The organism is Prevotella sp. LMAG:51 (assembly GCF_008680225.1).
GTDB classification, from domain to species: Bacteria; Bacteroidota; Bacteroidia; order Bacteroidales; family Bacteroidaceae; genus Prevotella; species Prevotella pectinovora.
Map to the genome: position 1 here is coordinate 88,005 of NZ_NALQ01000018.1, position 12,330 is coordinate 100,334.

General features: G+C 48.3%; 7 protein-coding genes and 1 pseudogene. 6 read left to right on the forward strand and 2 right to left on the reverse strand.

Annotated elements, in window-relative coordinates:
• Positions 1–42 precede the first annotated feature (42 nt).
• Positions 43–1,359, reverse strand: a complete 1,317-nt coding sequence (locus tag CCC32_RS06510; RefSeq protein ID WP_287073169.1) for an MFS transporter — start codon at positions 1,357–1,359, stop codon at positions 43–45.
• Positions 1,360–1,401: 42 nt separating this feature from the next.
• Entirely contained in the window at positions 1,402–2,427 is a 1,026-nt protein-coding gene (locus tag CCC32_RS06515) for a LacI family DNA-binding transcriptional regulator (protein ID WP_287073172.1), read from the reverse strand.
• 419 nt (positions 2,428–2,846) lie between these two features.
• Here CCC32_RS06515 and CCC32_RS06520 point away from each other — a divergent pair, with 419 nt between their 5' ends.
• From CCC32_RS06520 to CCC32_RS06545, 6 genes and pseudogenes are all read left to right on the forward strand, one after another.
• Complete coding sequence (locus CCC32_RS06520) at positions 2,847–3,077, forward strand: hypothetical protein (protein WP_156136966.1); 231 nt, start codon at positions 2,847–2,849, stop codon at positions 3,075–3,077.
• A pseudogene (locus CCC32_RS06525) lies at positions 3,011–3,775 on the forward strand (DNA-methyltransferase); the annotation flags it as partial. The gene CCC32_RS06520 and the pseudogene CCC32_RS06525, both read left to right, overlap by 67 nt.
• Positions 3,776–4,125: 350 nt before the next feature.
• The gene (locus tag CCC32_RS06530; protein WP_287073175.1) at positions 4,126–7,143 is read left to right on the forward strand and encodes a SusC/RagA family TonB-linked outer membrane protein; all 3,018 of its coding nucleotides are present in this window, start codon (positions 4,126–4,128) and stop codon (positions 7,141–7,143) included.
• Positions 7,144–7,327: 184 nt separating this feature from the next.
• Entirely contained in the window at positions 7,328–9,037 is a 1,710-nt protein-coding gene (gene susD / locus CCC32_RS06535; protein WP_287073176.1) for a starch-binding outer membrane lipoprotein SusD, read from the forward strand.
• Between the two features lie 54 nt (positions 9,038–9,091).
• On the forward strand, positions 9,092–10,279 hold the full coding sequence (locus tag CCC32_RS06540; RefSeq protein WP_287073178.1) for a SusF/SusE family carbohydrate-binding protein: 1,188 nt from the start codon (positions 9,092–9,094) through the stop codon (positions 10,277–10,279).
• Positions 10,280–10,421: 142 nt separating this feature from the next.
• Positions 10,422–11,879 (forward strand): Outer membrane protein SusF domain-containing protein, encoded by a 1,458-nt coding sequence (locus CCC32_RS06545; RefSeq protein WP_044074705.1) that lies wholly within the window; start codon positions 10,422–10,424, stop codon positions 11,877–11,879.
• The last annotated feature ends 451 nt before the right edge of the window (positions 11,880–12,330 follow it).

Here is a 12,330-nt window from a genome sequence, read left to right on the forward strand (position 1 = left end):
AAGTTATTTCTGTTATGTTTTTATTGTATAGGTTGTTCTTTTTTATTGTATAGGCTGTTCTTTCTTGTTGATGATGCCCACGCTCAATGCTCCGAGCGCCAGCAGTACGGCAGCCACGATCATCATGTTGTATTGATGCGAGCCAACGAGCGACAGCAGCGTTCCGCCCACGGCAGCCGCTACTATCTGTGGCAGACAGATGGTGCCGTTGAACAGTCCGAGGTAAGCTCCCTTGTGGCCATATCCCTCCAAGGCGTTTGTCACGAAGGCAAACGGCATGGCGAGCATTGCAGCCCATGCACATCCGATGAGCAGGAATGGGATAACGAGGATATTCTGGTCGTCGATGAACGGCAGCATGGCAAATCCGGCTGCACCGATGAGCAGACTCACGGCATAGGCGAATTTATCGTTCTTTATCCTTGGCAATACCATAGCCCATGCCACGCTGCCCAGCGCCTGCCAGAAGAAGAGCACTCCAACCCAGTTGCCGGCCTCCTGATAAGCCTTCGACGAAACGTCGGTGGTGTGCCATACGGTGTCGGCGATGGTGCCGTTGGTATATGTCCACATATACATGAATGCCGCCCAGCAGAAGAACTGTACCAGTCCTACCTTCCAGAACATCGACGGAGCGTTCTTCAGCAGTGTCAGCCAACCGGCTTTCTGCTCCACCGCCTCAGGCTTGCGCTCGTTGTATTCAGCATATTCCTTCGGGTTCCACTCCTTCACGGTTAGTGTGGTGTAGAGCACGCAGAGTATGAGGATAGCCGCACCGATATAGAAAGAATAAATCACGGAGTCGGGTACTACGCCCTTCGGTGCCTCGTTGGCAATACCGATTGCGGTGAAGAAGAACGGGAACACGTAGCCGATCAGTGAACCGCTGTTGCAGAGAAAGCTCTGGATAGAGTAGGCGAGCGACTTCTGCTTCTCGTTCACCATGTCGCCCACGAGCATCTTGAACGGTTGCATCGCCATGTTGATGCTCGTGTCGAGGAACATCAGCGATATCAGTCCGAACACCATCGCCGTGCTCACCGCCATACCGAAAGAACCGGCGTTTGGCAGCAGACACATCACGGCAACGGCAACTGCCGATCCGATGAAGAGATAAGGAATTCGTCTGCCGAACCTGCACCATGTGCGGTCGCTCAGCGTTCCCACTATCGGCTGCACCAATATACCCATCAGAGGCGGTAGAATCCAGAAATAGCTCAGAGAGTGTGGATCAGCGCCGAGTGTGGCGAAAATTCTTGATATGTTGGCACTTTGCAGGGCGTAGGCTATCTGCACGCCGAAAAATCCGAAGCTTAAGTTCCATAGCTTCCAAAAACTTAAATCCTGTTTCTGTTTCATTATGATTATGTTATTTGTTTCCTTATCAGTTTCCTGTTTCTTTTATCTGCTGCTTCCCCTCACCACGAGTCGTGTCCTCACCACCCGCTTCTCTATCTTGTCAGGGTCTGTCAGCCGCTCCACTTGGTCCATGAGAATCGTGGCAGCCTCTTTTCCCACCTCCGCTCCGCGCTGTTCCACGGTGGTGAGCATCGGGTCGCACGCCACGGCACGGTTGCCGTTGGTGAATCCGCACACCGATATGTCGTCGGGAATATTGAATCCCATCCTCTTCGCCGTATACATCACTCCGATTGCCGTGTCGTCGTTCACGCAGAAAAATCCGTCGGGCCTGTCATTGCGCTCCAGCATCTCCGGTGTCAGCTTCTCGGCGTCCTCCCTGTTGTCGCAGGCAATGATGAGATTGTCGTCTGGTGTGATACCGGCTTTCAGCAGGGCGTCACGGTATCCGTTGTATCTGTTCTTGCCTATCTCTGCCCGGCCCTTCATACCGTAGAAGGCTATACGCTTGCATCCAGTCTCAATGAGATGCGTCACGGCCTTGAAAGCCCCCATGTAGTCGTCCACCACAACGAGGCTCGCATTGATACCCGTGCAGATGCGGTCGAAGAAAACGAGCGTTATCCCCTTGTTCTGAAGCGACTTGAAGTGGTCGTACTGCATCGTTTCCTTTGCCTGCGACACTATGACGCCACACACCTGATGAGCTTCGAACATCTGGCATATCTGCACTTCCCGTTCGTAGCTCTCTTTGCTCATCGTTATTATTATCCGGTAGCCGCGTGCTGCCGCAGCCTCCTCTATACCAGTGAGCACGGACGAGAAATAATAGTGGGTGAATTCCGGCACTATGACGCCAATCAGCTTTATTGGTTCGCGCTTTGAGTTCCTCAGTGATTTCGCGATGTTGTTTGGATAGAAGTCGTGCTGCTTGGCATATTCACAGATGGCGTCACGCTTATCCTTCCTCACCCTCGTACTTCCGTTGAGGGCGCGGGAAACGGTAGACACCGACACGCCGAATTTCTCGGCGATATCTTTCATTGTTGTAGCTTGACAGTCGTTCATAGATATTGTAAAGATAATCTTTGCTGCAAATATACGTCAAACTTTCCAATGTCGCATCTCACTCGGCACTCTTTCTTCCATGCATTTTTGCAAACGATTGCAAAAAGTGGATTGTGTGTAGGAAAATGGTGATATAGTGCAAGTTTGCCATACTTTCAAAAGAAATGGAAAGATGGCTGCTTTTGTCTTGTCCCGATGAGAAAAACATCGGTTCCTGACAGGCAAAAGCAGCCATCCGTATTTTACAATTCCGTTACCCGTTGCGGGCTTAATCTTATCTTGAAACTTCTCTTACATCATTGCAAGATGCAGAGGCTGCTTTTGCCATCGAAAAGACAGAGGAGCTTGAGATGAACATTATATTAAGATGAATATTTTAATATATAAGATGAACATTATATATAAAGAGAACAGAGCTTATGAAGAAGAGAATGATTCCTTTGTTGCTGCTTCTTTCTTCGCATTTCCTGCTTGCCGTATATGGCAGGGATAGTCAGAAGGAGCAATCTCGCGTTGTAGTCATCGCCATCGACGGATTGAGATGGCAAGAGGTCTTTGAACTTATTGGGCATACGTCTGACTTGCCGACCCACCATATTTCCTCTCCAACGGTGGCATATCGTTGCAGAGCGGCAAGGTCGTGTGTGTAGATAAAGGTGAATGGGATAAGGGTAAGTCACAAGAAGACATGATGGCGTTCAATATGGAATGGCTGCGTCTATGCCGTGACAAGCTGAAGGATAATGGTACTATATGGATTAGTGGCACTTACCACAACATCTTTTCTGTGGCTAATTGCCTGACTGAACTTGGCTACAAGATTCTGAATGTAATCACTTGGCAGAAGACAAATCCTCCTGCTAATATCTCTTGCCGTTTCTTCACCTATTCTACAGAGTTTGTTATATGGGCAAGAAAAATGCAGAAAGTTCCGCATAAGTTCAATTATGACTTGATGAAAGAACTGAATGATGGTAAGCAGATGACAGACGTGTGGCGAATGCCGGCAATCGGTAGATGTGAAAAAACTTGTGGCAAGCATCCGACCCAAAAGCCATTGCGTCTTCTCGTACGTATGATTCTTGCCTCAACCAATCAGGGCGATTGGATTCTTGACCCATTCAGTGGCAGTTCCACGACAGGTATAGCTGCTAACCTATGTGGGCGACGATTTGCTGGACTTGAACAAGAGGAAGAATTTTGCAAGTTGAGTAAGGCAAGACGCGAGGAAATTGAGAATCTTGAAGATTATGATAATCTGATAAACCATATTGAAGATTTGCATATATTTCGTAAAAATTTTATGGTGAAGGAAGATGCAAATGTTTACGCACAAATACCATTTTAAATAATCGTTTTAATTTATATGACAATATAAGTTATCCTCATTTTTATAGGCTTATATTATTTTCTTCTTATATTTATAAATTAGATAGAGTTGTTTGCAGCATTACAGATGCCTGTTTTAATAATTGTATGCAATACTATTATGCAAACGTTTGCACTAACAAAAATGCCTTTTCCTTGTTAAAATAGTTTTAACGTATTGTAATACCTCTTATATTTGCAAGCAACTATCAAACATGAGAGAAAATTATGCCTTAAAGCAATCTACAAATGAACATCAAAGCCCGATAGAACGTTAGGGCTTTATGGATATTGGATATATAATTAGTAACATAAAAAAAACTATTAACAATGAAGCAGGTAAGATTCAGTAATGCCATGAGAGCTGCAGCCCTGACGGGAGGCTTGTTCTTGACGGCAAGTGCCTTCGGACAACAGGTTGTCGTGAAGGGACATGTGAAGGATGCCACCGGCGAGCCAATCATCGGAGCGACGATCCGAGTTGACGGTACCGATGGCGGTACCATTACCGACATTGACGGTAATTTCTCTATCAACGCAGACGCCAAGTCTACATTGAAAATCTCCTACATCGGATACGAGACGGTATCCGTGGCAGCAGGACAGAACATCAACGTCATCCTGAAGGAAGATGCCGCCACGAAGCTCGACGACGTGGTGGTGATCGGTTACGGTCGTGCGAAGAAGACCGACCTCACCGGTTCTATCTCAGCCTTGAAGCCAGACGAGCTGTCGAAGGGTATCACAAACAACGCCTCGGACATGCTCGTAGGTAAGGTGGCCGGTGTTGATGTGCAGACCACAGGCGGTATGCCAGGTGCAGGAGCACAGATCCGTATCCGTGGTGGTGCCTCTCTCTCAGCCAGCAACGATCCTCTGTATGTTATCGACGGACTCGTTATCGACAACAACACGGCGACTGGTATGAGTAACATCCTTGCCAATATCAACCCTAACGATATCGAGAACTTCACGGTGCTCAAGAGTGCTTCGGCAACGGCAATCTACGGTTCGCGCGCCAGCAACGGTGTCGTAATCATCACCACAAAGAAGGGCCGCAGCGGACAGAAGCCGACATTCACTTACAACGGTGACTTCACCATTTCGACGGCTCTAAAGAAATATGATGTGCTCAGCGGAGACGAGTATAGAAACCTCATCGAATCATTGGGTATGAGCCGTGACCTCCTCGGCACCGCCAACACCGACTGGCAGGACGAGATACTGCGCACCACGCTTTCTACAAACCACAGCATCAGCATGCAGGGCGGTCTGAAGAACATGCCATATCGTGTGAGCGCCGGATACAACATCGGCAACGGTATCCTGAAGACAAGCTGGATGCGCCGTTTCAATTCAAGCGTTAACATCGCACCTACCTTCCTCAACAACCACTTGAACTTCAACATCACAGCCAAGTATATGTATGAGAAAGACCGCTATGCCGACACCGGTGCCGTAGGAGCAGCCATCGCTATGGACCCGACACGTCCGGTGCGCATGTCAGACCCAGAATACAGCGTTGTGGGAGGATACTACCAGACTTTGGTAAACGCTTCGTATAACGACCCTAACTGGACAAAGACATCATACTCTCAGACTCCGCAGAACCCATTGGCTATGCTTAACAACAAGTATTGTCTGGCAAATGCCAACGACTTCAGCGGCAATGCAGAGGTGGACTACAAGATTCACGGATTCGAAGACCTCCGTCTGCATGCAAGTATCGGTGCACAGTATACAGAGACAGAACAGACCAATGACATACGCCGCACTTCATACAGCAACAACTACTATGGCTACAAGGGCCTTATGGCATACTATAAATATAATGTAGTAGGCAGTGCATACGCACAGTATATGCATGAATTCGGAAACCATGGAGTTGACATCATGGCTGGTGCAGAGCAGGCACACTACCATCGTTCAGGATTCAACGAATACGGTAAGGGAACCAACCCATTGACAGGTGAGGCTTTCGACGAGTCATTCAGAAGTGAAAAGGAGTGGGCAACACACAACTCGCTCGTGTCTTACTTCGGACGTCTGAACTACAACTTCCTCGACCGCTACCTCATTACCGCAACGTTCCGTGCCGATGGTTCTTCACGCTTCGCAAAGGGCAAGAAATGGGGATACTTCCCATCAGCTGCCGTAGCATGGAAGATCAGCAGTGAGCCGTTCATGAAGAATGCCACATGGCTCAACGACTTGAAGCTACGTTTCGACTGGGGTAAGACTGGTCAGCAGAACGGTATCGACGACTTCGTATACGCTCCTGTATACGTGACGAGCGACCAGTTCGCACAGTATCCTTTCGGAAACGACTACTATTACACCATGCGTCCTAACAAGTATAACTCAGACCTTACTTGGGAGAAGACAGAGACATGGAACGTAGGTTTGGACTTCGCGGCTCTCAACAACCGATTCACATTCACTCTCGACGGATATATCCGTAACACCAAAGACCTTCTGGCTAATGTTTCAACAAATGCCGGAGTGACACTCGGTGACGAACTTTTGCAGAATGTAGGTTCGCTGCGCAACTACGGACTTGAACTCTCATTCGATGTGAAACCAGTGGTAACAAAAGACTTCACATGGGATCTTACCTACAATGTGGGTTGGAACAAGAACAAGATAACATCCCTCAGAGCAGGAGACAGTGACTGGGTTTGGGTCAACAGCACAAAGGCTGCCCGTGGTAACAACAACAGGTTGCAGCGCAACAAGGTGGGTTATCCTATCAACTCATTCTTCGTTTATCAGCAGGTTTACGACGAGAACGGCAAACCTATCGAGGGCGTTTACGTAGACCGCGACGGTAACGGTTCTATCGACGATGGCGACCGCTACTACTATAAGAGTCCGGCAGCTGACGTGATAATGGGTCTCACATCCAAGTTCCTTTACAAGAGATGGGACCTCAGCTTCTCGCTCAGAGCATCTCTCGGCAACTATGTATATTATCACAATCTTGCTAACTGTGCTATAGTTTGTGAACAGGGTCTGAAGAAGCAGGCTGGAGCCTTCCAGAATGTGCTCAGCGATGCCGTATCACTCGGATTCACAGGACAGACAGTTGCCATGAACAGCATCAGCGACTACTTCATCCGCAATGCTTCCTTCCTGAAGTGTTCTAACATCACACTTGGATACTCATTCCCTGCACTCCTCAAGTATGCGGGAGAGGATTATTTCTCTGGCCGTGTATACTTCACTGTGCAGAATCCATTTATCATCACCAATTATAAGGGACTCGATCCTGAGGTTGCAAATGGTGTAGATACCGATCCGTATCCACGTCCAATCAGCTTCCAGCTCGGTGTTAACTTTAATTTTTAAGTAGACAAGTAGACAAGATACAAGTAGACAAGATACAAGTAGACAAGATGCTGGAAAACCAACATTCTCCTTCAAAAGGGAAGGACTGGAAATTACTAAGCATCATATGGCAGAGGAGGGTAAATCTCCTTGTCAACTCGTCTCCTTGTCAACTCGTCAACTAACAAAATAAACAACTACAATTATGAAACATATAATTTTAAAGAGTGCGGCTTTGGCTTTCCTGACATTAGGGACAATGTCATGTGCCGACGACTTGAATATATCACCAATAGACCCACAGACTTCATCATCGTATGATGTGAAGCAGCTCCTTGCCAAGCAATATGCCTCATTGGGACTCACCGGTCAGAAGGGTCCTGACGGTAACGGTGACATGAGTGGTGATGAGGGTGAGAGCGGTTTCTACCGCACGGTGTTCAACCTCAACGAACTCAACACCGACGAGATCCTATGGGCATGGCAGGACAATGAAGACATGGCACCGATTACAAACATGGCATGGACATCAGCTTCTCCACGTGTGAACTGGTGCTACCAGCGCCTTGCCTATGATGTCACGCTTCACAACCAGTTTATCTCTGAGCAGACAGGCAAACTTCCTGACGACGAGATTGCAGAGATTCGTTTCCTGCGTGCTCTCAACTACTTCGAGTTCCTCGACCTCTTCCGTAGAGCACCGTTCAAACTCGAGTTCAACGGAGAACTGCCTGACGAGAAGGTAGGCATCGACCTCTACAACTGGATTGACCAGGAGCTGACAGCCATAGAGCCAATGATGAAAGAGGTGGGAGCATACTGCAACAGCAAAGACTTCGGCCGTGCCGACCGCGGTGCAGCCTACGCTCTGCATGCCCGTCTCGCACTCAACGCCATGGTATACACCGACGGACAGGTGAACGACTACCAGAAGGCAAAGGACTATTGCGACAAGATCATCTCGGCAAACGTCTACGAACTCGCCAAGGAGCCAAAGAACGGATACACCGGTTATCAGCAGCTCTTCATGGCTGACAACGACGAGAATCCGGAGGCTATGAAGGAGATTATCCTCCCTATCCGCCAGGATGGAGCAAAGGCACGTAGTCATGGTGGTTCCACAATGCTTATCAACGGAACACGCTGCAGCGGAATGCCTTACTACTATCAGTCAAACCCATGGCAGTGTATCTTTGCACGCAAAGACATGGTTGGCAAGTTCATTCCAAGCCTCGACGTGGTGAATGCCGACAACGACGCCTGCAGTAAGTCATACGACAAATATCTGAAGGACAACGGCCTCGACGCATCCAAACTCACAGAGGCAGACATCCTGCAGATGGACGAGGCACTCGGTGCAAGCACTAAGGAGATGGTCCGCAAGGCTGGTGACGACCGTGCACTTCTCTACGGAGGATTCGCAGGTGGTGTGCGCCGCCTGTCGCCAGACAAGACAATCAAGAACTTCTTCGACGGACTCTCTATCGTGAAATGGTCTAACGTGCGTACCGACGGTGCTGCCGCTCATGGAGAGAACTTCTGTGATACAGACATTCCTCTCTTCCGTCTTGGCGAAATCTACCTCACACGTGCTGAGGCTCTCTATCGTCTCGGCGACAAGCAAGGTGCGCTGAAGGATATCCAGAAGCTGCAGGATCGTGCCCACAGAATAAACATCGCACAGTCTGTCGACCTCAACTACATCCTCGACGAGTGGTGTCGTGAGTTCTATCTCGAAGGACGCCGCCGCAGCGACCTCGTTCGTTTCGGCCTCTTCACCAGCAGCCAGTATGTATGGAGCTTCAAGGGCGGTCAGGAAAATGGAGTAGGTGTTGATTCACATTACAACGTTTATCCAGTACCAGCCAACGAGATAGCCGGTAACGCCAACTTGCATCAGAACCCTGGTTATTAATCAGGGGGAGAGAGAATAGAAAACATGTTTTATAATCATAAAAGAAAACGTATCATGAAATATATAAATAAAATAATGATGCTTCCGTTGCTCGTCCTGCCGTTCTTGTTCGCATCCTGCGACAAAGACGACGACTGCAACCCTACGCTCGATTTGAGCCATGTGGCAGAGGGCTTCGTTCTCAACACACCGGCTTACGCTGGCAACACATACGACCTCGCCAATTCTGACGGAGTGGAGCTGACATGCACCCAGCCTAACTATGGCGACGGAGTGCCATACGTAGTGCGCTATTTCGTACAGGTATCCATCGACCCTACATTCGCTGAAGGAAACAAGGATGCCAAGTTCAAGGAACTGTCCACTTCTTTCACAACTGCAAAGATGGCAGCCAACGCCGTGGAGATGAACAACGCATTGGTAGACCTCTATCAGGAGGCTAACCCTGATGCCGACGTTCCTTCTTCAATGCCTGTTTATATCAGACTGCGTGCCATCATCGACGGATCGATGATAGAGAATCTCGGTGAGACATATTCTAATGTCATCACTCTCTCTTCTGTACGTGCCGAATATCAGGCACCTGACGTTGAATATCCTGCTTGTCTCTATGTCGTTGGCTCTTCTATCCAGGACGCTTGGAAAAGCTGGAAACAGGTGGCTCCGGTATATGGTATGGAAGGACAGTATTACACTATGGTCTACGTACCGGATGGTGGTTCATTCAAGTGGGGCACTTTCGTGGAAGACTGGCGCGGATTCGGAAAGATCACCATCGACGACCAGGCTGAAGCAGGCGTTTCAGGCAACGACGACGACAATATCGTGCTTGCAAAGGGCGGATGGTATGTTCTGCACTTCGATGGTGTTATGTCTTCTGACAAGAAGAGCATCAACTACACTCTGCACATCTATCCTGGCAAGGCTTACGTAATAGGTGCAGCCTTTGGAAATTGGGACGAGGCAAACGATGCTCTCGCTATGCAGGCTCCTGCCGACAATTCAGGCGAATGGGTATCTCCTGCTTGTACAGCCAGCGGAGAGCTTCGTGCTTACATCCGCATCCCTGGACTGGAGTGGTGGCGCACAGAGTTCACTCTCTACAACGGCAGCCTGTTCTTCCGCAAGGACAACATCGTTGACAACTGGGCTACAAACGTAGGCGATGATTATTCAGTGAAATGCTCTGCTGGTCAGAAACTTTATGTCAACTTCGACAAGAACACCGGTGAGATGAAATAAGGTGGAATTGCCGGATCTTTATAAGACTTGAAAATCTTATATATCCGACATGTTTGATAAACTTATAATCAGAAAGAGAGTGGATGGGACTCTTTCGCTTGAGTCCTGTCTCTCTCCTTCAAACGACAAAAAACAAACAACAATGAAAAAGACATTATTATATAGCTTGGCAGCTTTGGTGGGACTCTCCTTCGCAAGCTGCAACGGCGACTATGACGACTGGACCAATCCTCAGGGATTTGGACAGGAGAACGCCATCACCATTCCTGGTTTCACAGCGACAGCTGCCGGCGACGTCAACCTTGCCAACCCTGGTGAGAACGTGAAGGTTTTCAACCTCTCTGAGGCTGCTCTGCCAGAGGGAACAGAGCTCAACAAGACCCGCATGATAATCACTCCTACTGATGAGGCTGCAACATACGACCTGCCACAGATTCTGGAGGCAAACAACGATGGTACAGTGGACAGCACGGCATTGCAGACCGCTGTGGTGAAGGCTTACGGAAAGCGTCCGGCAGCTCGTCCTTTCAAGGTTCACGTATATTCTGACGTGATGGCAAACGGACAGGCTCTGCTCGTGGATGCAGGAGAAATCAATATCAACGTGGCTCCAAAGGCTCCGTTCATCTCTAAGGCTTATTATCTTATCGGCGACTTCAACGACTGGACTACGGATGTGAACAAACTTGCCGGGTATAAGTTCTCTCGTTCTGACAAGGACGTTTATGAGGATCCTTTCTTCACATTCACCGTGACAACGACAAAGAACGACACGTACTGGAAGATTATCCCACAGGAGAATCTTGATGCCAACAACATCTGGCAGCAGGGTGTGGTCGGTACAGTCAAGGACGGTTCTACCGATGCCGAGGGTACTCTCGTTACTGATAACCCACAGGCCGGCAAGATTGCCGAGGCTGGTACATACGTCATTACACTGAACATGATTGACTACAGCTACAGTGTGGTAAGAGCAGACTCTTATTATATGGTAGGCGGTGTGTATGGATGGAACGCAGAGTCTGCTTCTAAGGTTGCTTTCTACAACGAGAGCGGTTCTAAGGCTTCTATCACAACGCAGTGGACAGGCGACGCCAACCTGAAGATATGGAACCGTGCCGGCATCGGCAACTGGGATGTTGCATGGGGTAGCGTTTCCGACGGAGATAAAAGCATGGAGGGTGCTCTCATTAACAGTGGCGCCAATGCTTTCGTTTGTCCTGAAAAGGGTGCTTACTACACGCTGACAATCGATATGGCGGCAAAGACCTATTCATGGACAAAGCTCGACAACCAGTCACCTGAAGCATTCAATACCGTCAGCCTTATCGGAGGCTTCAACGAATGGAAGGGTGATGTAGACATGGAGCAGACTGCACCACACAACTGGTATATCAACCACACCTTCTCTTCAGAGACAGAATTGAAGTTCCGTTCTAACCACGAATGGACTATCAGCTGGGGTGGAAAGACTACTTCTCTCGCCGGTATGATATATACAGCAGAGGCCAATGGTGACAATATCGTTATTCCTGCCGGAACATACGACATCTACTTCAACGACATCACACACCAGTTCATGTTCGTGAAAGCGAACTGACATGATGTATCAAATGAAAATTCTCATGTTCTGATTTGTAAAAATCAATAAATGTTTATTTAGTTATCGTCAGGGCGGACAATGGTTTCAGCGGATTCCATTGTCCGCTTTTTAACCCAAATCGGTCATTAGGGCTTGCATGGATTTTGTTTTTTAGAAGAGTGGATTTTGTTTGGCTTTTAATGAGTAATAGCGGGCTATTGCGAATTAAAAACGAGCAAAAGACGCCTTATAAAAAGCAAAAGACTGCAAGCAGTTATTAAAATTATACATTAAACGGCCTAATGACCGATTTGGGTTTAATATCCCGGCAATCCCTAATGACCGATGGGGATAAACTAAAAATCCCGTTTCCGGCAAACGAAGCTAAGCTTGAGTTTTGCAGAAAACGGGATTTTCCGTATCTTGGGTTTATCTTTTCTGTCTGTGTCTTTCAGCTGACTTGCAGTAT